The organism is Pseudoalteromonas sp. SR41-4, from assembly GCF_014163985.1.
Classification (GTDB): Bacteria; Pseudomonadota; Gammaproteobacteria; order Enterobacterales; family Alteromonadaceae; genus Pseudoalteromonas; species Pseudoalteromonas rhizosphaerae.
In genome coordinates this window covers 247581-271072 of record NZ_JACJEI010000002.1, presented here as the reverse complement: position 1 = coordinate 271072, position 23492 = coordinate 247581, and the positions used below count along the sequence as shown (strand labels likewise).

Sequence of the window (23492 nt, the reverse complement as noted above, 5' to 3'; positions counted from 1 at the left end):
TGTTTTTAATTGCTAATTTTAACAATTAATTTTTTTGATTTTTATAGTAAAAAAAAGCGGCCGAAGCCGCTTTAATGATTAATGTTATGCCTCTGGAGGATTATCCCCAGCGTCATCATTAACAGTGTCGACTAGTTCAACGCTTTCACCTTCGATAATAGCGTTAAGCTCATCGATTTCGATCTCTTCGATACGTTGTAAACCAACTACTTGCTCTTCGTCAATAGTTCTTATCAAAATAACACCTTGGGTATTTCGCCCAACGGTAGAAACTTCATTAACGCGAGTTCGCACCAGAGTACCTCGATTAGAGATAATCATGATTTCATCGTTATCGTCAACTTGTACAGCACCAACTACAGCACCATTACGCTCACTTACTTTGATTGATACCACACCTTGAGTCGCACGACTCTTAGCAGGGTAGTCACTGAGCAATGTACGCTTACCGTAGCCGTTTTCTGTCACGGTTAAGATAGCACCATTCGTCTTAGGTACAATTAATGATACAACACGTTGGCCTTCAGCCATCTTAATACCACGAACACCTGTTGCAGTTCGGCCCATCTGACGAACACCCTTGAACTTGATTTCCGGGTTACCGTTTTCATCAAGTACTGGGTTGCCGTTTTCATCTAAAACAGGTGATTCTTCTGCTTCTTTAAAGCGAACAACTTTACCAGCATCAGTAAACAACATGATTTCGTTGCTACCATCAGTGATATCGACACCAATCAAGCTATCACCGTCGTTTAAGTTAACGGCAATAATACCGCTAGCACGTTGACGGCTATACGCAGTCAATGGTGTTTTCTTCACGGTACCAAATGCAGTTGCCATAAAGATGTATTTATTTTCTTCATACTCACGTACTGGCAAGATAGCCGTAATACGTTCGTCGGCTTCAAGCGGCAATAAGTTTACAATTGGCTTACCACGGGCTGCACGACTGGCAAGTGGTAATTGATACACTTTAAGCCAATATAAGCGACCTGCCGTTGAGAAACATAAAATAGTATCGTGAGTATTAGCAACTAGTAGACGTTCAATGAAATCTTCATCTTTCATCTTGGTTGCTGATTTACCTTTACCACCACGGCGCTGTGCTTCGTAATCAGACAATGGCTGATACTTCACATACCCTTCGTGAGATAGGGTTACTACTACGTCTTCTTCTGTGATCAAGTCTTCAAGACTAATATCATGAGCCGCTGCATTAATTTCAGTACGACGTTCGTCGCCGTATTGCTCTTTAATTTCAACTAACTCATCGCGGATAACTTCCATTAAACGCTCAGGATTAGCAAGAATATATAAAAGCTCGGCAATTAAATCTAATAACGTTTGGTATTCGCTTAGAATCTTTTCATGTTCAAGACCAGTAAGCTTGTGTAAACGTAAATCTAGAATTGCTTGGGCTTGTTGCTCAGAAATATAATACTGACCATCACGGATGCCTAAGTCATCCGCTAACCAATCTGGACGGGCAACATTTGCTTCACCGGCTTTTTCAAGCATGGCTTTTACATTACCTAATTCCCACGGACGGCTAGCAAGTGCTACTTTAGCTTCAGCTGGCGTTGGTGAGTTACGAATAAGCTCGATAATTGGGTCAATGTTAGCAAGTGCAATTGCTAAGCCTTCAAGCATGTGTGCACGATCGCGGGCTTTACGTAGGTCAAATACCGTACGACGGGTCACTACTTCACGACGGTGAATGATGAATTCTTCAAGCATTTCTTTTAAGTTGAAACACTTAGGCTGGTTATTGATCAACGCAACCATGTTCATACCAAACACAGTTTGTAACTGAGTTTGTGCATAAAGGTTGTTTAAGATCACTTCGCCTACGTCACCACGTTTGATCTCGATAACGATACGCATACCGTCTTTATCTGATTCATCACGTAATGCACTAATGCCTTCAATCTTCTTATCTTTAACAAGTTCAGCAATCTTTTCAATTAAGCGGGCTTTATTTACTTGATAAGGGATCTCGTGAACGATGATCGTTTCACGATGGGTTTTTTCGTCAACTTCAATTTCCGCACGTGCACGCATGTACACTTTGCCACGGCCAGTTAAATAGGCTTGTTCAATGCCTTTTTTACCGTTGATAATTGCCGCAGTTGGAAAATCTGGGCCCGGAATATAATCCATTAGTTCATGAATGGTTAATTCAGGGTTTTGAATAAGTGCTAAACAGCCATTCACAACTTCAGTTAAGTTATGAGGAGGAATGTTTGTCGCCATACCTACCGCAATACCCGATGAACCGTTCACTAATAAGTTAGGAACTTTGGTCGGTAATACGTCAGGAATTTGCTCTGTACCATCATAGTTAGGTACAAAATCAACAGTCTCTTTTTCAAGATCAGCCAAAAGCTCATGAGACATTTTCGCCATACGGACTTCGGTATAACGCATTGCTGCTGCTGAGTCACCATCAACTGAACCAAAGTTACCTTGGCCGTCAACTAACATATAACGTAAAGAGAATGGCTGGGCCATACGTACGATTGTGTCATACACCGCACTGTCGCCATGGGGATGGTATTTACCAATTACATCACCAACCACACGGGCTGATTTTTTGTAAGGCTTATTCCAATCATTATTAAGCTCGTTCATAGCAAACAAAACGCGGCGGTGAACAGGTTTTAAACCATCACGTACGTCTGGTAGTGCTCGTCCTACTATTACGCTCATTGCGTAATCTAAATAGGAGTTTTTTAACTCGTCTTCAATATTGACTGGCAGAATTTCATTGGCGAAATCAGTCATTTGATATCACATTCCTTCAGTATTGACCCACGAAAGTGCCACATATGGGCGCTTGCGGGGATTTAGTTATTATTACCAAGTCATGCTACCACAATTTATTTAGATTTACAGGCGCTAAATCTTTGCGATTTATTAATTTACCCCTATATAATGGCCTGAGATTGACGAGGAAGTTTTTTATGACCGAACATCAAAATGTAGATAGTGCAGAAATTGCAAAGTTTGAAGCCATCGCTGAGCGTTGGTGGGATCGTGAAGGCGAATTTAAACCCCTTCATGAAATTAATCCATTAAGATTAGATTTTATTGCCGACAAGGCCAAAGGCTTATTCGACAAAGAAACACTCGATGTCGGCTGTGGTGGCGGTATATTGAGTGAAAGTATGGCGCGAATGGGCGCACATGTGACTGGTATTGATATGGGTCAAGAGCCGTTAACCGTTGCGAAACTGCACAGTTTAGAAACCGGTGTAAACGTTGACTATATAAAAATACCTGCCGAACAGTATGCCAGCGAACACCCTGCCCGCTTTGATACTATTACTTGTATGGAAATGTTAGAGCATGTGCCAGACCCTGCATCTATCATTCATGCAGTAGCAGAATTAGCGAAACCTGGTGCTGATGTATTTTTCTCTACATTAAACAAAACCCCAAAAGCATATTTGTACGCAATTATCGGGGCGGAAAAATTATTGAAGATGGTGCCTGATGGAACCCATGATCACAAAAAGTTTATCAAACCAGCACAACTCATTGCATGGGCAGAACAAGCAGGCCTCAAAGTACGTGCTAGTGCGGGATTGAGTTATAACCCTTTATCAAAGCAGTACAGCTTAAATACCGATGTAAGCGTTAATTATATTCTGCATTTTGAGAAACTAGCGTAATGGCTGGTTTTAACACAGCAAGCCCCGCAATTGATTACGACGCCTTTATTTTTGATTTAGACGGTACATTACTCGATACCGCAGATGATTTAGGGGCTGCGCTAAATTACGTACTCGCTGATCATAACCAACCATCAGTAACCGCTGATATATATCGTCCTGCAGCTTCTAACGGTGCAATGGCGCTGCTTGCAGCTGGATTTGGTCAGCAATGGCACGATCACCCAAATCAAGCTGACTTACGCCAGCAGCTATTAACTGCCTACGCAGATAATATTGCCACCCATAGTCAATGCTTTACTGGAATTGCACAATTATTGATCGCGCTTGATCAACAACAGATCAAATGGGGGATCATGACTAATAAACCTGAGTTTTTGACTATTCCATTAGTTGCTGCAATTGCTGAACTAAAAGATGCACAGGCAATTGTCAGTGGTGACACCCTCGATATCGCTAAACCATCACCTTTACCTTTACTGCATACAGCCCAACTGTTAGATGTTGATCCGAATCGTTGTTTGTATATCGGTGATGCGCAGCGTGACATAATTGCAGCCAAGGCTGCAAACATGCACAGCGCTGCTGCGTTGTGGGGCTACATCCCTAGTGAAGCTGAAGCATTGAGTTGGCAAGCCGATTTTAATTGGCAATCACCTATTGATGCATTTAACCATATATAGTGCCATGTTAAATTTTAACCACTACATATTGTGATCGTGTTACTTTTTGCACATTGTTTGTTGATAAAAAAAGCAGCCAAAATTTATTTTTAAAATGCGTAAATTTAATCGATCATCAGTTGATTTTTATAAATTTCATTTTAATCAGATGGTCAAAGGTTAATGGCTACTAACACAATCGTGTTATCCCAACGTTATCCACAATTAGGGGCGTTTATGCCCCTTGCAAATGATCGCATACCACACTATCTTGTGATCTAGAATTTGATGAACACCAGATGTTGTGGCTAAATGTTATTCAATTAAATTCGCGCTAATACAGTTTTATTGCAATAAAAAATTTATTTTAAGAAAAATGTGTCACTAAAAAATATTATATCCCAAGGAATACAGGCAAAACTATGAACCAACAGCTATCTGTAAGCAAACGTGACGGCCGTAAAGAGTCACTTGATTTAGATAAGATCCATCGCGTTATTGCTTGGGCCGCCGAAGGTCTAAATAATGTGTCTGTCTCACAAGTTGAGCTGAAATCGCACATCCAGTTTTATGATGGTATTCGTACTGAAGACATCCATGAAACCATCATCAAAGCGGCCGCTGATCAGATCTCTAAAGAGTCGCCTGATTATCAATATTTATCAGCCCGCTTAGCTGTATTCCATTTGCGTAAAAAAGCCTATGGTCAATTTGAGCCACCGCGCTTGTATGATCATATCGTTAAGTTAGTTGAAGATAAGCGTTACGATGCACACTTACTAGCTGACTACACAGAGCAAGAAATTGATCAACTGGATGAATACCTTGATCATGGACGTGATTTAAACTTCAGCTATGCTGCTGTTAAACAGCTTGAAGGTAAATATTTAGTACAAAACCGTGTTACGGGTGAAATTTATGAAAGCGCACAGTTTTTATATATTTTAGTTGCGGCAAGCTTGTTCTCTGATTACCCAAAAGAAACGCGTTTAGACTACATAAAGCGTTTTTACGATGCAGTGTCATTGTTCAAAATTTCATTACCTACGCCTATTATGGCGGGAGTTCGTACCCCTACGCGTCAATTCAGTTCATGTGTACTGATTGAATGCGGTGACAGCCTAGATTCAATTAATGCAACCTCATCAGCGATTGTAAAATACGTATCGCAACGTGCAGGTATTGGTATTAATGCTGGTCGTATTCGCGCACTAGGTAGCCCTATTCGCAATGGTGAAGCATATCACACTGGTTGTATCCCGTTTTATAAGCACTTTCAAACGGCCGTTAAAAGTTGTTCGCAAGGTGGTGTCCGTGGTGGCGCAGCAACCCTGTTCTATCCACTTTGGCATCTAGAAGTTGAAAACTTATTAGTGCTTAAAAACAACCGTGGTGTTGATGATAACCGCGTTCGTCACTTAGATTACGGTGTACAGTTTAATAAACTAATGTACTCACGTTTGATCAAAGATGATTACATCACATTATTCAGCCCGTCTGATGTGCCTGGTTTATATGATGCATTTTTTGAAGATCAAGATGAATTTGATCGTCTTTACGTACAATATGAACAAGACGAGTCAATTCGTAAAAAACGTATTAAAGCTATTGAGCTGTTTTCAATGTTTGCACAAGAGCGTGCTAGCACTGGCCGCATCTATTTACAAAACGTTGACCACTGTAATACACACAGCCCGTTCATTGCTAAAGTGGCACCAATTCGCCAATCTAACTTATGTTTAGAAATTGCATTGCCAACTAAACCACTTAACAATGTTAATGATGAAGAAGGTGAAATTGCACTGTGTACACTGTCGGCCTTTAACTTAGGTGCGATTGAGTCACTGGATGAACTTGAAGAGCTTGCAGAACTTGCGGTACGTGCACTTGATAACTTACTGGATTTCCAAGACTACCCGGTGCCAGCAGCACATAATGCAACTATGGGCCGTCGTACACTAGGAATAGGCGTAATCAACTATGCATATTACCTTGCTAAAAATGGCAAACGTTATTCTGATGGCAGTGCCAATGCATTGACTCACAAAACATTTGAAGCAATTCAGTATTACCTAATGAAAGCCTCAAATGAACTGGCTAAAGAACGTGGTGCATGTCCTAAATTTAACGAAACAACGTATTCGCAAGGTATTATGCCAACCGATACGTACAAACGTGATTTGGATAAAATTTGTGATGAACCATTGCATTTAGATTGGGATACATTACGTGCCAATATTAAAGAGCATGGTATGCGTAACTCAACGTTATCTGCGTTGATGCCATCTGAGACATCGTCGCAAATTTCAAATGCAACTAATGGTATTGAACCACCACGTGGTCATATCAGTGTTAAAGCCAGTAAAGATGGTATTTTAAAACAAGTTGTACCTGAGTATGAACGCCTTAAAAATAATTATGAATTATTATGGGATATCCCATCAAATAAAGGTTATTTAGAATTAGTGGGTATTATGCAAAAGTTTGTTGACCAAACAATTTCTGCCAATACTAACTACGATCCAAATAAGTTTGAAGGTGGTAAAGTACCAATGAAGGTCTTATTACAAGATTTACTGGGTGCTTACAAACTTGGCGTTAAAACCCTTTACTACCATAACACCCGTGATGGTGCATCTGATATGCAAGAAGATACACCAGAAGTGGAAGATGATGATTGTGCAGGCGGTGCGTGTAAAATCTAATCGGTAATAAATATAAATTGGAAGCGGGCTATACGCCCGCTTTGCCCTGTTCGTTTTTTGAGTGATCTTATGTCTTATACTACTTTTAGCCGAAACCATAATAACCAACTACAAGAACCGATGTTTTTCGGCCAAACCGTTAACGTATCGCGTTATGATCAACAGAAGTACCCTATTTTCGAAAAGCTAATTGAAAAACAACTATCGTTTTTTTGGCGTCCTGAAGAAGTCGATGTAAGTAAAGATCGGTTAGATTTTCAGGCTTTACCTGATCACGAAAAACATATCTTTTTAAGTAACTTAAAATATCAAACATTGCTTGATAGTGTGCAAGGTCGCTCGCCTAATGTTGCGTTACTGCCAATTGTGTCGATCCCAGAACTTGAGACCTGGATTGAAACATGGGCATTTAGTGAAACAATCCATAGCCGTTCATATACACATATTATTCGTAACGTTACCCAAGCCCCTGAGCTTATTTTTGATGATATTGTTAGTAACGAAAAGATCAGTGAACGTGCTGATGCCGTAACTAAATATTACGATGAATTAATTAATAAAGTGGCTGTGTATAACTTATACGGTGAAGGTAAACATGAACTTAATGGCGAAACAGTTCATATCAGTTTATTTGAACTTAAAAAGCTTTTATACCTTGCAATGATGTCAGTGAATATCTTAGAAGCGATCCGTTTTTATGTCAGCTTTGCCTGTTCATTTGCGTTTGCAGAGCGAGAATTAATGGAAGGTAACGCTAAAATTATTAAGCTGATCGCCCGTGATGAAGCGCTTCATCTTTCTGGTACTCAGCATATTTTGAATATTATGCAAGATGGTAAAGACGATCCTGAAATGGCTATCGTAGCAGCCCAGTGTCGTGATGAAGCGATCAAGATGTTTGTTGATGCTGCTGAGCAAGAAAAAGAATGGGCTGAATACCTGTTTAAAGATGGTTCAATGATTGGCTTAAACAAAGATATTTTATGCCAATACGTTGAGTACATTACTAATGCTCGTATGACTGCAGTTGGTTTACCAACACAGTTTAAAACCAGCAGTAACCCTATCCCATGGATCAATTCATGGTTGGTGTCAGACAATGTACAAGTTGCTCCACAAGAAGCGGAGATCAGCTCATACCTTGTAGGCCAAATTGACTCTCAAGTTAATGCCTCTGATTTCGGTGACTTCGATCTCTAATGACCAGCAACAAAACTGCAAAGATCCACTTTGCAGATAATAGCCAGTGTGTAGATTTTGACACTGGCTGTCATTCCCTTTTAGACTGCCTAGAACAACAGCAATATGAAATTCCTTTTCAGTGTAGAGAAGGATATTGTGGTGCCTGTAGAGCAACCCTAGTAGCAGGGCAAGTCACCTATAACGAAGAACCACTCGCCTTTGTACGTGATGGAGAAGTACTGCTGTGCTGCTGTAAACCCGATGGCAATATCACTCTCAATTTGAAGTAATTTGTTAATGCCAGTCAAACTGCTTTGTTTCATAGCAATGTATTTTATCACTGATCATTAAACTACTTTCATCTATGGTTACATCCCAATTTAAACTGCGGGTTAAATCCACCTGAATATCATCAATAAACTGCTGGTCAATCTCAATAATATGGCTATTATCAAATAACTTTAACCGTGACTGAGATTGCGTCAACCATTCACTATTGCCCGTTGTTAAAATTAATAATTCATCCACTTGCTTAGCGATCTTAACTAATTCATCAAGGTCAGGTTTATCAACACTTAACCAGGTTTTATAATGTTCATCCAACGCTTGAATTCCTACATCTGGCTGTAGTTTATCAGCAAGTTTATTAAGCACTGCATGGCTGTCATAAGATAAAATACAATAGCCTAATAGCTTTAAAACAAAATGCTCCAGTGTTTCATTTTTAGTCAACGCTGTGGTAAAAATTTCTTTGTGATTACGCTGATGACGCAGATCAGCTATGCTAAATCGTGCTTTAAAAATACGTGTTTTATCAGACATAATATTCACCAGTCTCGCCGTTACTCCTATTGAGTATAGCCCAATCTGATATAAGCACGTTTATTTTAAAAGTTATGGTATAACATTATTGATCAGCACAAATGATGGTGTTATATTATATCACAACATAATAGCAACAACGTAGTAACCATGATCCGACATTCCTTAATATCAACTGCAATTATCACTGCTTTAAGCTCTTTTTCTGCTCATGCTGCGCTGGTAACTGGGCAAGTTTTTGACAATAACAAGCAACCACTCAGCTATGCCGATGTGCACGTACACGGTAAAGCACAGTCAATTAAAACTGACGAGAATGGCCGATTTAGTATTAATATTGATGCTAATAGCCAATTACATATTAGTAAAAATAATTTTGTTGATGCTAGAGTTCAAGTAACTGAAACCAGTTCTGCTCTAAATATCACGCTTGTACCTACGTCAGTTGAATCTGTCGTTGTGTATGCCTCTGCCCTGCATAAAAATAGCTTAGAGATGATTTCACCAGTGAGTGTACTCAGTGGTGATGAACTGCGCAATAAAGCAAAACCCACGTTAGGCGAAACGCTCAAAGGGCTTCCGGGTGTTAATGCCAGCTATTTTGGCCCTGTTTCATCTAGCCCTATAATCCGTGGCTTAGATGGCCCTCGCGTTAAAATCACCCAAAATGGCTTAGACAGCAGCGATGCGTCACGTATTGGCCCAGATCACGCAACATCGAATGACAGCCTAGCTGCAGAACAGATTGAAGTTTTGCGTGGCCCAGCTACGCTACTTTATGGCTCAGGCGCGATTGGTGGCGTAGTTAACGTAGTAGATAACCGCATTCCAACTGATAATATCGAGCAGTTAACTGGGGCTGTTGAATACAGCCATGACACAGTTTCAAATGCCAACACCTATGCTGCCAAGCTTGAGACGGGCCATAACAACTTTAACTTCCATTTTGACGGTACCAAACGCACTGGTGATGACTACCAAACTCCGCGTTTTAACTTACCTGAAGAAGAGCACGAAGATCATGAGGGTCATGACGAAGAAGAGCATGAAACAGCCACCTCGGTAAAAAATACCTTTATTGATAGCCAAACCGTTAACTTTGGTACTAGCTATGTAGGTGAGCATTTAACGCTAGGTGTTTCTTATGGCCGTATTGAAACCGACTACGGTATTCCAGCACATAGCCATGAACATGGCCATGATCACGAACACGAACACGAACACGACCATGATGAAGGCGAAGAAGAAGCCGTTTATGCGCGTGTAGAACAAGATCGCTGGCAAGGTTTGATGAGCTATGCATTACACAACAACTGGATTGAAACTATTAATTTACGTCTAGGTTATACTGATTATCGCCATGCTGAAATTGAAGATGGCGCGATCGGTACTATCTTTAGTAATGAAACCACTGAAGCACGTTTAAATATCGAGCATAAGTTAGGTAATTGGCATGGTATGGCTGGTTATCATTTTAGTGAATCTGATTATGATGCCGATGGTGAAGAAGCCTTCACACCCGCTAGCAAAACGACTACTCATGCATTATTTATCCTCGAAGAAAAACAGTTTGGCAACGTGACATTAGAATTAGGTGCGCGTATTGAAGATTATAATATTGATAGTAATGTCGGTGCTGCTGCGCATGACCATGACCATGACCATGACCATGACCATGAAGATGATCATACTGATGAACACGCCAATGAAATAACGCCTTACAGTAAAAGCTTTACTAATCTGAGCGCTTCAGCAGGCGCTATTTGGCAATATACACCCGGACAAAGTATTGCGCTGAGCGTGTCACACTCTGAACGCGCACCGTTATCAGCCGAGCTATTATCAAATGGTGTCCATATTGCAACTGGCACCTATGAGCTTGGTTTAGGCTACGCGATAGAAGACGGTGAAATTCACTTCGAACCTGAAAATATCAAACAAGAAACATCAACCAATATTGATTTTGGCTTTAGACGCTTTAGTGGCGATTTTGGTTATACGGTTAACTTTTTCTATAACGACATTGCCAATTTTTACTATCAGCAAAACACGGGGTTAATGTTTGATGAAGAGCACGGCCTTGAAGCTGCAGAGCCTGGCCACGATGATGGTATGGCTGTTTATCAATTTGTCAGTAAAAATGCGAAATTATACGGCATTGAATTTGATGCACATTATCAATTAAATTCAAATGCGATGGTAAAAGTATTTGGTGACTCAACCACTGCAAAACTTGCTGATGATGAAGGGTATTTACCGCGTATTCCGGCAAATAAGTTAGGTTCAGAATTTCAGTATAATATCAGTGATTGGCAGTTCAGCTTAACTGGCACACACTACTTTGAACAACGTGATATTACGGCTTATGAAACCGCAACTGATGGCTATACACTGTTTGATGCGCAAGCAAATTATCAATTAAGTGTCGGTCCGGTAGATACACAGTTTTATATCAACGTTGATAATATTACGGATGAACTGGGTTTTGTACATAGTTCATTTATTAAAGATGAAGCGCCACTTCCTGGGCGTAACTTTAGAATTGGTCTACGTGGTTATTTCTGATCTCAGTAAATAACCATAAAAAAGCCGCGCTAATAGTTATTAGCGCGGCTTTTTATTACTCAATTTCTAATTAAAGAATTTCGTGTAGCTCAACGTCAAATACCAGTGTTGAGAATGGTGCAATTGCAGCACCGGCACCACGTTCTCCATAAGCAAGCTCATGAGGAACATAGATACGCCATTTGGTGCCTTCAGGCATCATTTGTAATGCTTCAGTCCAGCCTTTGATCACGCCACCAACTGGAAACTCAGCAGGTTGACCACGCTCATAAGAGCTGTCAAATACAGTACCGTTGATAAGTGTACCGTGATAATCAACACGCACTGTTGACTCAGCAGTTGGCTTGTTGCCTTCACCTGTTGCTAGTACTTCATATTGAAGACCAGACTCAGTCACTGTGATTTCAGCACGTTTTGCATTTTCTTCTAAGAATGCAATGCCTTCAGCTGCAAGTACTTTCGCTTCTTCTTCACGACGTGCTTGGATTTCAGTGTTGATTTTTTCGAATGCAGCTTGGATCTCAGGGATCTCAACTTGGAAATCGCCGCCCACATACGCATCTTTCATGCCTGCAAATACTGAATTTAAGTTTAAACCTTCGAAAGGGTTAGCTTTAAGTTGCTCACCCATCTGTAGGCCAATACCGTAACTTGCTTTTTCAGCATCTGTAGTAAAATTATCTGACATAATATGTTTCACGTTTTGTTTATACCAAGCTTAATAACGCTGGTATCAGTTAAAAGACGCGCCTATGCTATCATAAAAAAAAGCCCTTTTGGGCTTCTTTAGAGCTAGTTTTTAGTGAGTTTTCGCTTTATTAAGCGCACAGCAAAAGTCAAGATTGGCAAGCTGATTAAAATACCAGCAAGTAATGGACGACTCAGTAATGCCTGCGTACCAACTAATAACACCGGCACAACTAATAAACCGATACAACCAATAAATATTGCCGCAATTTCTGGCCAGTATTTATCATATTTAGTAATTAAATGCCCAGCTAATAGATTAAAGCCTAGGCAGTAAAGCATAGCTGTGAGCAATACATGCTCTGGTTGTGCATCCATCGCCATTTTAACGAGTAAGTTAATAGCACTGTGATAACAGTAGCCAAACACCGACCATAACAGTACGTGTTTTAGCACCCGTTGTGTGGTGTTTAATTGATTTTGCTGTGACATCTTAAACTCCAGATAGCAAAAAGCCGCCCATAAGGCGGCTTTTTAAATATGGTGGAGAGATAGGGATTTGAACCCTAGAGGGGCTATAAACCCCTGCCGGTTTTCAAGACCGGTGCATTCGACCACTCTGCCATCTCTCCGTACGGCGCGGATAATAGGGGTTAGCCGCCTTGTTGTAAAGCCCTAAAAGTAAAAAAGTTCAAATTAATCGTTACAATTACTCAAAGCGCTTAAAAATACATCAATAATACTGTTTTGGACGTTTCGCGACCCACGAACACAGTAAGCAGACTAATAAGCTAAAAGTTACAAAACTTAAGCTCTGAAAGATTAAATCAAAACGGTTTAGATCATCACTTGGTACAAGCACCAATACAAAAGCGGGTAAAATACTCACAAACAACACGTAACAACACACTTTAAACGCTCTACCAAAATCAAATCGTCTTGTGCGTTGCATCCACCACGCTAAGATAACCACAATAGCAGTTGATGAGATCGCTATTAAATGAGGAGTCTGTGTACTAAATGCTGTGTAAAGAGTGATAGCCGCACCAACAAAACCCCATAAGGACCACGTTAACCATTTTTCTTTTTCACGTAAAAATAAATTTCCCATTATCCTCGTCTTCTTGTTGTTATTCTAATTAAGACACTCCATACATTAACAAACTGCAGAAAAATAACAAACCATTGTATTGAGGGTTATTGCATCCAAGCGCTTCAGACAGCCAAGCTACCTAAAGATAATAACAAAGGTAGCCTTAATGCACTCTGACTGAAATAACACGACAAAGTTCCAGTTAATTACGTTTTGGCAACTATAAGTTTGTGAAAAAGTGTTCTGGGCTATGACGAACAGCCTTTTTACAGTCCACTTCTGGAGTGCCTAAATACAGGTAACCGACAATCTCATCTTCATTATCAAGCTTTAACGCCGCTTTTACCGCCTCACTTTGCGCAAAGTAACCAGTACGCCAGACACCACCCAGTCCCTGCGCAAAAGCTGCTTGTTGCATAGCTAACACAGCACAACCAGCACTTTGTACTTGTTCTATACGCGGTACTTTTGGGTGCGCTTGATATTTGGCAATGGCAATGATTATCATCGGTGCACGCAGCGGTAACTCTTTGGCACGATTAATGACTTTTTCATCTTGTTGTTCTGCAACTGCACTTTGATAATAAATTTCGCCGAGTCGTTCTCGCGCATCTTCTGCAACAACAATAAATTGCCAAGGCGCAAGGCAACCATGATCAGGCACACGAAGCGCTGCTTGTTTAATAATATCAAGTTGACTGTTGTTTGGGGCAGGTGCAATCAGTCGAGGATCTGACTGACGAGTCAATAAAAGCTCAATAGCGTCCATAGCGATTCTCTATCTAATTAAAAAAGAAACTAGCATAGCATTGATAGGGATTGCTGAGAAAGTTTGAAAGTTAGAAAGTTTGCGACGGGCGTCGCAAACTGACAGGTAGAGATTTAGATTATTCGAATCTTTTCCGTAACCAGTGATCAAGGCTAACAAAACGCCCACCGCCGGTAAAAAATAAACTCAATAACATCGCAAAATAAATTGCTGAAAACTCAATGCCATTATTCAAAATCGACGGTTTACCCTTTTCATAAAGGTAATCTGGGAAACCATGTTCTTGTACAAGTCCTCGAATTTTCTCAATACGTTCTTTTACTTCTCGGGAATTATCTAAACTTTCTTTTGCACCGGGGATCGCCAACCAATCAAGTACTTGTGCAGCACTGGTATCTGGATCTGTGGGCGCAATCGCAAACCAGCCATTGTGCCAATGTACAGAGGTTGCGGCAACGACCATAGTAAACATCAGCGGTATGCTAACCAGACGGGTTAATAAACCAACTAAGAGTAGCCAGCCACCGAGAAATTCACTCCAGCCAGCTAAAAAAGCCAGTAAATCAGGAAAAGGTAAGCCTAATCCCCAGTCTGGGTTACCAAACCAAGCAACAACATCTGGAGAAGCTAAAAAGAATTCAAAAAACCCATTACCATTACCACTGATATTTAGCTTGTTATAACCTGCGATGATCATAACTGGCGCCAGTATCAGTCTAAATAGTAAAGCAGGGATACCATCAAAAATGGCTATTTTTTGTAGGGAAGTTTTATATAGTGTGATCAATGTATTCATCGTAGCAGTCTAGTCTTTTGAAATGTATTAAACAAAGACCGCTACGATTAAAAGTTTATTTCAGTTAAATTTTACGCGCGACCTGAAGCGCTTCATAAATAGCTCGTTTTGCATCAATTGCTGATGCTAATTTGGCCCCGCCAATTACATGTACTTTAGGATTATCGATTAACCCCGACATTAATTCGTTATTAGAGACTTGCCCGATACAAGCGATCACTGTATCAACAGGTAGCACCTGCTCCTCTCCTGCCACAGTAATTTTTAGACCTTGCTGATCAAAATGATGATACTGACAATCAGCGATCTGTTTTACACCATGTTGCTTTGCAACTTGACGATGTATCCAGCCCGTTGTTTTACCAAGCTCACTGCCAAAACGCCCAGCGCTGCGTTTTAGCATAAACAATTGACGATTATCTTTATCTGGACTTGGCTGACACTCAATTCCCCACTGCGATTTAAAATCAGCAATACTTTGGTCTTTATGTTCACTTAAAAAAGCAACCATATCAAAGCCAATGCCGCCGGCACCTAAAATTGCAATCGATTGCCCTAATTCAACTTCACCACGAATAACTTCATCGTATGAAAAAACACGTTTATTATCCGCGCAGGTAAAGTTTGCCTCACGCGGGCGCACCCCCGTTGCAAACACCACGTCATCGTATTGCTCAAGCATTTTATCGGTAAAAGGAGTATTGAGTTTTACCGTGACCTTTAGACGTTCAAGTTCATTAATAAAATAACGCAAGGTATGATTGAAATCTTCTTTACCAGGAATTCGCATCGCTAAATTAAATTGGCCGCCCATATCTGTATTTTTATCAATCAGCGTTACCGTATGACCTTTTTGCGCTAAGTAACAACTGGCAGATAAGCCCGCAGGCCCAGCACCTACAACCAACACATTTTTAGCCTTGTTGGTCAGCTCAAGAGGATAATCTAGCTCAAACCCCGCTTGAGGATTCACTAAGCATGTTGCTCGTTTACCTTTAAATACATGATCTAAACAGCCCTGATTACAGCCGATACAAATATTAATGTGTTTACTTTGTTGTGCTTGATATTTATTAAAAAACTCTGGATCGGCTAATAGTGGTCGTGCCATCGAAATCAGATCGGCATCCCCTGCAGTTAATATTTCATTGGCAATCTCAGGAGTATTAATACGATTTACAGCAATCACAGGAACCGATACCACTTCTTTTAAACGTTTTGAAGCTTCTTTAAATGCACCTGCTGGCACCATACTCGCAATAGTAGGTACTCGTGCTTCATGCCAGCCTATGCCAGTATTTAAAATATCAACTCCAGCCTGCTCTAATGCTTTGGCCTGGATCGTAACCTCTTCAGGTGTTGACCCATTCGGAATTAAATCCATCACCGATAATCGAAAGATAATTAAAAATTCTTTATTTACTTTGGCACGTACAGCTTTGACTATCTCTAACGCTAAACGCATACGGTTTTCTAAACTTCCACCGTATTCATCTGAGCGTTTATTGGTATGCGGTGCCATAAACTCATTAATCAAATAACCTTCTGAGCCCATCACTTCAACGCCATCGTAGCCTGCCTTTTGTGCTAAATAGGCGGAATGAGCAAAGTCTTTGATGGTTTTTTTTATTGCACTGAGCGACATTGCTTTGGGTTGATATGGGTTAATAGGTGCTTTAATTGCACTTGGTGCTTGATTAAATGGATGATACGCATAACGTCCAGCATGTAATAATTGTAAGCAAATCTTACCGCCGTGTTGATGGACAACATCAGTGTATGCACGGTGCTTAAACACATCATAATAGCTATTAAAAGACGATGAGATTGGGGTTAATTTGCCACGCAAATTAGGACTGTAGCCCCCCGTAATGAGCATCGCAGTACCACCTTTAGCGCGCGCTTCATAAAAAGCACGCAGTCGTTTTCGGTTATGCCATCCCTCTTCAAGCCCCGTGTGCATTGAGCCCATTACCAAACGGTTACGTAGCTGTGTGTGTTTCAATTGTAATTGTTGTTCTAACATCCTCTGCCCCAATGAACTGGTCTAACCTCTATACATTAGCCAATTTTGCTCGATTGGCAAGCAATAAGCAACAAAAGCGATAAATTAGTTAATATGTTCACATTCTCACGGTTAAAACCTCGCTCATAAATACTTAGTTACGATTTAACAGTTAAATTAATTTTTATTCTGGGCTAAGATGGTGACAGATATAAGTTGTACCAGACTAAGGATTTATTTTGATTGCAAAGCTATTTAAAGGACTGTGGGCAGGAATTAACTTTTCTCGTCGTTTAGTCCTCAATTTTTTATTTGTGTTACTTGTCATTCTTTTCATTGTTTCAATCACAAGTGATGACAATGAAATTAATGTTGCTGACACATCTGTGCTCAGGTTAAACCTCAATGGTCCAATCGTAGAGGAAAAAGTTTACGTTGATCCAATTGAATCTGCCATCAATGACGCAACACAGAGCAACGATGAGCCCGCTGAAATTTTACTTGATGATATTATCAATGTAATTGATCAAGCCACTGAAGATAAACGCATTAGTGTGATCTTGCTGGATTTACAAAAAATGCCTAGCGCGCATTTAAATAAATTAAAACAAATCACTCTAGCGTTAGAGCGGTTTAAAGCGAGCGGCAAAAAAGTAATTGCCTCTGGTTATTATTACTCACAAGCACAATATTACATTGCTGCGCACGCTGATGAAATATCTATGCACCCTTATGGTGGTGTAGAGATCCAAGGCTTTGGCATGTACCCGTTATATTTTAAAGATGCGCTTGAAAAACTCGGTATCACTCAGCATATTTTCCGTGTTGGTACATTTAAATCGGCTGTTGAACCGTTTATTCGTAACGATATGTCAGATGCAGCAAAAGAAGCTAATAATGTATGGCTAGGTGCATTGTGGAAAGAATACAAACAAGACGTTGCCGCTGTGCGCCCATTTGATGAAGCAAACTTTGATGAAACAATGGACGTGTTTCTGGCAAAAATGCAAGCAGTTAATGGCGATTCAGGTAAATATGCCCTTGAACATCAATGGGTTGATTCTTTAAAAACCAATCAACAAGTGCGTCAACAATTAATTACCTTAGTAGGCACTGAAGAAACAGGCAAAACCTTTAACCAAGTATCGTTTAAAGAATATCTCTCATTAGTTAAATCGCCGATTGAGTTTGATAACCCAATGACAGAAAAAGTCGCCGTTGTGGTTGCACGCGGTACTATCTCTGACGGCGAACGTAAAGCCGGTGAAATTGGTGGTGACTCTACAGCGGCTTTACTACGTAAAGCACGCTTAGATGATAAAGTAAAAGCGGTTGTACTGCGTATTGATTCTGGCGGTGGCAGTATGTTTGCCTCTGAAGTTATTCGTGCTGAAGTGCTTGCTCTTAAAGCAGCTGGTAAACCAGTGGTTGCTTCAATGAGCTCAGTAGCAGCTTCTGGCGGCTACTGGATTGCCTCTGCTGCCAACGAAATTTGGGCAGCGCCGAGCACAATTACCGGCTCAATTGGTGTATTTGGTAACTTTATGACCTTTGAAAACACCATGGCTAAATTAGGTGTTTATTCAGATGGCGTTGCCACAACTGAAATGGCTGGTCTATCAATCGCTCGCCCGCTTAATGAAAAAATGGCACAGGTTATTCAACTAAGTGTAGAAGATGCTTATCAACGCTTCTTAGAGGTTGTTGGTGAAGCACGAAATATGACCCCTGAGCAAGTTGACTCTATTGCACAAGGCCGTGTTTGGATTGCAAGCCAAGCGCAAGAGCTTGGCTTAGTTGACAAATTAGGCAATAAGCAAGACGCTATCAAAGCGGCAGCTGAACTGGCTAAGCTTGATTTTTATGAAGTTAAAACCATTAAGCAGAGTCTATCGGCGGAAGAGAAATTAATGCAGGATATTTTTGGAAATGCATCGATTAGATCGCTAATTGGCTCACAAAGTACGCTACAAAACGCACTCTCAAACCAAGCATCTATCAATGGTTTAGTTAAGCAATTAACAACTGAGGTTGAAGGTCTAAAAGATTACAACGATCCGCAAGGCATTTATGCCCGCTGCTTAGTGTGTAATATTTCGCAATAAATAGTGTATAGGCTGTAATCGCAGCAACTAACCGTTATACTAAGCCCAGTTTTTTTACTGGGCTTTTTTTATGAAACGTAAACGTATTTATATCGCATATACTGGCGGTACGATTGGGATGAAAAAATCGAGTCGAGGCTATATTCCCGCTGAAGGTTTTTTAACACAAACCGTAGAAAACAATGCCGAATTTAATCGTGATGAAATGCCCTTATTCGATATTCACGAGTATTGCCCGCTGATTGACTCATCAGACATGTCCCCTGCTCATTGGCAACTAATTGCTGATGATATTAAAAGTAAATACCAAGATTATGATGGCTTTGTCGTGCTTCATGGTACAGATACCATGGCGTATACCGCATCTGCTTTGTCCTTTATGTTTGAAAACTTAACAAAGCCAGTGATAGTGACAGGCTCGCAAATTCCACTGTCGCAATTGCGCTCTGATGGCCAAGTAAATTTACTTAATGCGATGTATTTAGCGGCTAATTATCCGATTGCTGAGGTTAGTCTATTTTTCAATAATCAATTATTTCGCGGCAATCGTGCAACTAAAGCACATGCCGATGGCTTTGATGCCTTTGCATCCCCTAACTTAGACCCACTGGCTCTCTCAGGTATTAATATTCAATTATTAAAAGGCCAGTTGAGCCCGTATGTTGAAAATGAGCTACAAGTCACCAACATCACGCCGCAACCTATTGGTGTTTTATACTTGTATCCAGGGATCAGTCATGCTGTAGTTAAAAGTCTGGTAAACGACAATATCAAAGCCCTCGTATTATTGAGCTTTGGTGTGGGCAATGCACCACAAGATCCAGACTTTTTAGAGATCCTCTCCAGCGCAAGTAAGCGCGGTATGGTTATCATCAATTTAACCCAGTGTTTAAAAGGGCATGTAAATATGGGCGGCTATGCAACTGGTAACGCATTACTTAACATTGGTGTGATCAGCGGTTACGATATGACCTTAGAGGCATGCTTAACTAAATTACACTACTTATTTAGCCAAAAGCTTGAAATTGAAACTATTCGCCATTTAATGCAAGACAACTTACGTGGTGAGTTAAGTAGATAAGCTGAGCGCTTTATAATAAAAACTATTTTTTTAAACTAAAAAGGCACGCTAATTAGCGTGCCTTTCATTTTAACTTATTGGCCTAATTAACGTACTTTCGCGTCAATCTCTACTAAATCAGTTAAATGACATACCTCACCACTATGAGTTTTAATGCCATGCTCACCAAAATAATCTCGCTGTGCTTGTACTAGATGACCATTGCTTGGTGTCGTCAACGTCGCAAAATACGTTTGCGTTGAGCTAAGTACCGGAAATGCTAATCCAGTCATCATTGCTTGACCTGTTATTTTACGCAGCGCTAATGACTCTTTTTCTAAAGTGTCGATAAACTCAACACCTTCAGCGATGTTATCTAAGTAATCAGCACGGATAATACAACCAGCACGCCATGTTTGCAGTGTTTTAGATAAATCGACTTTCCATTGATGTGCACGTGATGCACCTTTGATCAGCGCAAGGCCTTGACGATAAGCCAGTAAACTTGCAAACAAGAAGGCATCTTTAAGTTCATCTAAATCTAATTCAACCTGTGAAGTTGATTTAGCTGCATACGTCATTTCTTTCGCTGCATGTGTGTCACCAGTATTGGTTAAGTGACGCGCTTGCACAGCTGCAACCAATGAAGGAACGGCTATACCCAGTTCTAATGCATTTTGTGCCGTCCACAAACCCGTGCCTTTCGCGCCAACTTTATTATCAATCAAATCAACTAACGCTTCACCCGCATCGGTTTCTAACGATAAAATATGACTTGAGATAGATAATAAATAGCTATTGAGTGTGCCTTCAGACCATTGATTAAAAATCTCTGCAACTTCATGTGGAGTGCGGTTAGTGCCTAAGCGTAATAATTGATACATTTCTGCGATTAGTTGCATTAATGCATATTCAATTCCGTTGTGCACCATTTTTACAAAGTGACCACTGGCTGATTGACCAACACGGGCAAAACACGATTCACCTTTGTAGCTTGCTGCTACTTTTTCAAACCATGGCTCAACGCGTTCCCAGCCGCCTTCTGAACCACTTGCCATCATCGCAGGACCATGACGCGCGCCTTCAGCACCGCCAGAAATCCCCATAGTGGCAAATTCAAATTTATTTTGATATTTTAGTTTACGAGTAATACCGTCTTTATAATTACTATTGCCACAATCGACGATAATATCGTCACAATCAACGCCTGCATCAACTAAATCGCTGCAAACTTTATCGACTAACTCACCCGCTGGCACTAATAACAAAATTGAGCGAGGCGGCGTTAACCGTTTTACCATATCACCTAAATCAGACACAATGTGCAGACGATCTGCCATGCCTTGTAATTTAGCACAGCTTAATAGCTCTTCGCCCGCGTCTGGGTTTTTATCATAAGCTACTAGCGTCATCCCTTGTTCAATCAAGTTGAGAGCAAGATTTTTACCCATAACGCCTAACCCTACTAATGCAACTTGCATTTAGTGTCCTCCTCGGTAACAACTATTGGTTAGTAAATGAAATAATACCGCGCGCATTATATACCCAAGCCACTTAAAATTGCGAGCCTAGACAACAGATACAACGCTTTGCGCAAGACAAACACGCAAGATACAGTGATTATATCAAACAACCGTTGCCTCGGGGCGATAAATTTTCCTGATATGGATTTCTGAGTCGAGCATTGACGAGACCTGACACCGGTGTCATAATGTGGTCATAATTTTTTTGTATAAAATAATGACAGCTTTACACGTTACCTTGATGTCAACGCGCTATTTGCTGTCAGTAAAAACTGTATTATGCGTGTCAGTTAAACTAACACCTATAAATAACGAAAAACCGTCAACCTGCTTACAACATTGTAAGCCTACAGGAGAATTTGATGCTTAGACGCACAAAAATAGTCGCGACCCTTGGACCTGCAACCGATCGAGATAACAACTTAGAAAAAATAATCCGTGCTGGTGCAAACGTAGTGCGTTTGAATTTCTCACACGGCATTGCACAAGATCACAAAGACCGTGCCCAAGCAGTGCGTGACATTGCCAAAAAACTAGGCAAGCACATTGCTATTTTAGCCGATCTACAAGGCCCAAAAATTCGTGTATCGACATTTAAAGATGGCAAAGTAACGCTACCTGTTGGTGCAAAATTTATTCTTGATGCAAAAATGGAAAAAGGCCTAGGCGATATCAACGCCGTAGGTATTGATTATAAAGAATTACCACAAGATGTTGCCCCTGGTGACTTACTACTTTTAAACGATGGTTTAATTCAATTAACAGTAGTAAATGTTGAAGGTCATTTAGTGCATACCACAGTAACTGTTGGTGGCGTGTTATCTAACAATAAAGGCATCAACCGCTTAGGTGGTGGTTTAACTGCTCCAGCCTTCACTGATAAAGATAAAGAAGATTTATTAACTGCAGCAGAAATTGATGTTGATTATATCGCAGTATCATTCCCACGCAGTGGCGACGATATGCGTTATGTGCGTTCACTAGCTGAAGCTGCAGGCTCTAAAGCACAGCTTTTAGCTAAAATTGAGCGTGCTGAAGCCGTTGAAACGGTAGAAGCAGTTGATGATATTATCCTTGCTTCAGATGCGGTGATGGTTGCTCGTGGTGACTTAGGTGTTGAAATTGGTGATGCTGCCTTAATGGGTAAACAAAAACTCATTATCCGTCGTGCTCGCTCACTTAACCGTACCGTGATCACAGCAACACAAATGATGGAATCAATGATCGATAACCCAATGCCTACCCGTGCAGAAGTTATGGATGTTGCCAACGCAGTCCTTGATGGCACTGATGCGGTAATGCTTTCAGCTGAAACAGCGGCAGGCGATTACCCAGAAGAAACCGTGGCAACCATGGCGCGCGTTTGTTTAGGGGCAGAATCACAAAAAGAAACTCACGTTTCTAAGCATCGCTTAGATAGTCGTTTCTCTTCTAATGCAGAATCAATTGCATTGTCAGCTATGTATGCGGCAAACCATTTAGATTCAGTAAAAGCGATTATTACTTTAACTGAATCAGGTAGCACAGCAAAATTGATGTCACGTATCAGCTCTGGCTTACCTATTTATTCATTGTCTCGTCATGCCAGTACACTTGGTCAAACAGCATTATATCGTGGTGTTTACCCGGTATTCTTTGACTCAACACAATGTGAAAAAGATAACATGGTAAAAGATGCCCTTAACACACTTGTGAATGCGGGTTCATTACAATCTGGCGATACTGTGATCATCACTCATGGTGATGCTATGGAAACGATTGGTGCAACCAATACTATGAAAATTGTTACTGTTGCTTAATTAACGCAGTTATAAAAAAACGCGAGCCAAGGCTCGCGTTTTTTT

General features: G+C 40.6%; 18 protein-coding genes and 1 tRNA gene. 9 read left to right on the top strand and 10 right to left on the bottom strand.

Annotation, left to right across the window (positions count from 1 at the left end; all coding sequences use genetic code 11):
- Positions 1-84 precede the first annotated feature (84 nt).
- Complete coding sequence (gene gyrA, locus H5180_RS02820; protein ID WP_145233217.1) at positions 85-2784, bottom strand: DNA topoisomerase (ATP-hydrolyzing) subunit A; 2700 nt, start codon at positions 2782-2784, stop codon at positions 85-87.
- Between the two features lie 179 nt (positions 2785-2963).
- On the opposite strand from gyrA, the gene ubiG reads away from it, so the two are divergent.
- The 5 genes from ubiG to yfaE all read left to right on the top strand — a co-directional run bounded on the left by ubiG (position 2964) and on the right by yfaE (position 8513).
- The gene (ubiG, locus tag H5180_RS02815; protein WP_145233215.1) at positions 2964-3674 is read left to right on the top strand and encodes a bifunctional 2-polyprenyl-6-hydroxyphenol methylase/3-demethylubiquinol 3-O-methyltransferase UbiG; all 711 of its coding nucleotides are present in this window, start codon (positions 2964-2966) and stop codon (positions 3672-3674) included.
- Positions 3674-4357, top strand: coding sequence for an HAD family hydrolase (locus H5180_RS02810; RefSeq protein ID WP_145233213.1), 684 nt, complete (start codon positions 3674-3676; stop codon positions 4355-4357). Before ubiG ends, H5180_RS02810 begins: the two co-directional genes overlap by 1 nt.
- Positions 4358-4758: 401 nt before the next feature.
- Positions 4759-7041: a class 1a ribonucleoside-diphosphate reductase subunit alpha gene (gene nrdA, locus H5180_RS02805; RefSeq protein ID WP_145233211.1), complete on the top strand. Its 2283-nt coding sequence runs from the start codon at positions 4759-4761 to the stop codon at positions 7039-7041.
- Between the two features lie 69 nt (positions 7042-7110).
- Positions 7111-8241 (top strand): class Ia ribonucleoside-diphosphate reductase subunit beta, encoded by a 1131-nt coding sequence (gene nrdB / locus H5180_RS02800; RefSeq protein WP_145233209.1) that lies wholly within the window; start codon positions 7111-7113, stop codon positions 8239-8241.
- The gene (yfaE, locus tag H5180_RS02795) at positions 8241-8513 is read left to right on the top strand and encodes a class I ribonucleotide reductase maintenance protein YfaE (protein WP_145233207.1); all 273 of its coding nucleotides are present in this window, start codon (positions 8241-8243) and stop codon (positions 8511-8513) included. Before nrdB ends, yfaE begins: the two co-directional genes overlap by 1 nt.
- Before the next feature lie 4 nt (positions 8514-8517).
- On the opposite strand, the gene H5180_RS02790 is transcribed toward yfaE, so the two are convergent.
- Entirely contained in the window at positions 8518-9045 is a 528-nt protein-coding gene (locus H5180_RS02790; RefSeq protein ID WP_182717449.1) for a YaeQ family protein, read from the bottom strand.
- Between the two features lie 150 nt (positions 9046-9195).
- Between H5180_RS02790 and H5180_RS02785 the strand changes: the two genes are divergently transcribed.
- Positions 9196-11610: a TonB-dependent receptor domain-containing protein gene (locus H5180_RS02785; protein ID WP_182757618.1), complete on the top strand. Its 2415-nt coding sequence runs from the start codon at positions 9196-9198 to the stop codon at positions 11608-11610.
- Positions 11611-11680: 70 nt separating this feature from the next.
- On the opposite strand, the gene H5180_RS02780 is transcribed toward H5180_RS02785, so the two are convergent.
- The 7 genes from H5180_RS02780 to H5180_RS02750 all read right to left on the bottom strand — a co-directional run bounded on the left by H5180_RS02780 (position 11681) and on the right by H5180_RS02750 (position 16981).
- The gene (locus H5180_RS02780) at positions 11681-12298 is read right to left on the bottom strand and encodes an FKBP-type peptidyl-prolyl cis-trans isomerase (RefSeq protein WP_182717447.1); all 618 of its coding nucleotides are present in this window, start codon (positions 12296-12298) and stop codon (positions 11681-11683) included.
- A 104-nt stretch (positions 12299-12402) separates the two neighbouring features.
- Positions 12403-12789, bottom strand: a complete 387-nt coding sequence (locus H5180_RS02775; RefSeq protein ID WP_179959208.1) for a hypothetical protein — start codon at positions 12787-12789, stop codon at positions 12403-12405.
- A gap of 49 nt (positions 12790-12838) precedes the next feature.
- Positions 12839-12929: transfer RNA gene (locus tag H5180_RS02770), tRNA-Ser, on the bottom strand.
- A gap of 101 nt (positions 12930-13030) precedes the next feature.
- A complete protein-coding gene (locus H5180_RS02765) occupies positions 13031-13408 on the bottom strand; it encodes a hypothetical protein (RefSeq protein ID WP_145233198.1) in 378 nt (125 codons plus the stop codon).
- A 202-nt stretch (positions 13409-13610) separates the two neighbouring features.
- Positions 13611-14159, bottom strand: a complete 549-nt coding sequence (locus tag H5180_RS02760) for an NAD(P)H nitroreductase (protein WP_145233196.1) — start codon at positions 14157-14159, stop codon at positions 13611-13613.
- A gap of 118 nt (positions 14160-14277) precedes the next feature.
- A complete protein-coding gene (locus H5180_RS02755) occupies positions 14278-14955 on the bottom strand; it encodes a DoxX family protein (RefSeq protein ID WP_149982495.1) in 678 nt (225 codons plus the stop codon).
- Between the two features lie 64 nt (positions 14956-15019).
- Positions 15020-16981 carry an FAD-dependent oxidoreductase gene (locus H5180_RS02750; protein WP_182757617.1) on the bottom strand — a complete coding sequence of 654 codons (1962 nt, stop codon included), beginning with the start codon at positions 16979-16981 and terminating at the stop codon, positions 15020-15022.
- Positions 16982-17199: 218 nt separating this feature from the next.
- Here H5180_RS02750 and sppA point away from each other — a divergent pair, with 218 nt between their 5' ends.
- The gene (gene sppA / locus H5180_RS02745) at positions 17200-19065 is read left to right on the top strand and encodes a signal peptide peptidase SppA (protein ID WP_145233189.1); all 1866 of its coding nucleotides are present in this window, start codon (positions 17200-17202) and stop codon (positions 19063-19065) included.
- Between the two features lie 70 nt (positions 19066-19135).
- Complete coding sequence (ansA, locus tag H5180_RS02740) at positions 19136-20146, top strand: asparaginase (RefSeq protein WP_182730605.1); 1011 nt, start codon at positions 19136-19138, stop codon at positions 20144-20146.
- Between the two features lie 86 nt (positions 20147-20232).
- On the opposite strand, the gene gndA is transcribed toward ansA, so the two are convergent.
- Positions 20233-21606 (bottom strand): NADP-dependent phosphogluconate dehydrogenase, encoded by a 1374-nt coding sequence (gndA, locus tag H5180_RS02735; RefSeq protein WP_145233185.1) that lies wholly within the window; start codon positions 21604-21606, stop codon positions 20233-20235.
- Positions 21607-22010: 404 nt separating this feature from the next.
- On the opposite strand from gndA, the gene pyk reads away from it, so the two are divergent.
- Positions 22011-23447, top strand: coding sequence for a pyruvate kinase (pyk, locus tag H5180_RS02730; RefSeq protein ID WP_182730606.1), 1437 nt, complete (start codon positions 22011-22013; stop codon positions 23445-23447).
- Positions 23448-23492: the final 45 nt, after the last annotated feature.

Bases quoted from the DNA above. Each gene is read 5' to 3' on its own strand.
- H5180_RS02765 (WP_145233198.1), bottom strand. From the start codon at position 13,408: ATGGGAAATTTATTTTTACGTGAAAAAGAAAAATGGTTAACGTGGTCC.
- H5180_RS02790 (WP_182717449.1), bottom strand. From the start codon at position 9,045: ATGTCTGATAAAACACGTATTTTTAAAGCACGATTTAGCATAGCTGAT.
- H5180_RS02755 (WP_149982495.1), bottom strand. From the start codon at position 14,955: ATGAATACATTGATCACACTATATAAAACTTCCCTACAAAAAATAGCC.
- yfaE (WP_145233207.1), top strand. From the start codon at position 8,241: ATGACCAGCAACAAAACTGCAAAGATCCACTTTGCAGATAATAGCCAG.
- nrdA (WP_145233211.1), top strand. From the start codon at position 4,759: ATGAACCAACAGCTATCTGTAAGCAAACGTGACGGCCGTAAAGAGTCA.
- H5180_RS02760 (WP_145233196.1), bottom strand. From the start codon at position 14,159: ATGGACGCTATTGAGCTTTTATTGACTCGTCAGTCAGATCCTCGACTG.
- H5180_RS02810 (WP_145233213.1), top strand. From the start codon at position 3,674: ATGGCTGGTTTTAACACAGCAAGCCCCGCAATTGATTACGACGCCTTT.
- H5180_RS02785 (WP_182757618.1), top strand. From the start codon at position 9,196: ATGATCCGACATTCCTTAATATCAACTGCAATTATCACTGCTTTAAGC.
- H5180_RS02775 (WP_179959208.1), bottom strand. From the start codon at position 12,789: ATGTCACAGCAAAATCAATTAAACACCACACAACGGGTGCTAAAACAC.
- pyk (WP_182730606.1), top strand. From the start codon at position 22,011: ATGCTTAGACGCACAAAAATAGTCGCGACCCTTGGACCTGCAACCGAT.
- gyrA (WP_145233217.1), bottom strand. From the start codon at position 2,784: ATGACTGATTTCGCCAATGAAATTCTGCCAGTCAATATTGAAGACGAG.
- H5180_RS02750 (WP_182757617.1), bottom strand. From the start codon at position 16,981: ATGTTAGAACAACAATTACAATTGAAACACACACAGCTACGTAACCGT.
- nrdB (WP_145233209.1), top strand. From the start codon at position 7,111: ATGTCTTATACTACTTTTAGCCGAAACCATAATAACCAACTACAAGAA.
- H5180_RS02780 (WP_182717447.1), bottom strand. From the start codon at position 12,298: ATGTCAGATAATTTTACTACAGATGCTGAAAAAGCAAGTTACGGTATT.
- ubiG (WP_145233215.1), top strand. From the start codon at position 2,964: ATGACCGAACATCAAAATGTAGATAGTGCAGAAATTGCAAAGTTTGAA.
- gndA (WP_145233185.1), bottom strand. From the start codon at position 21,606: ATGCAAGTTGCATTAGTAGGGTTAGGCGTTATGGGTAAAAATCTTGCT.
- ansA (WP_182730605.1), top strand. From the start codon at position 19,136: ATGAAACGTAAACGTATTTATATCGCATATACTGGCGGTACGATTGGG.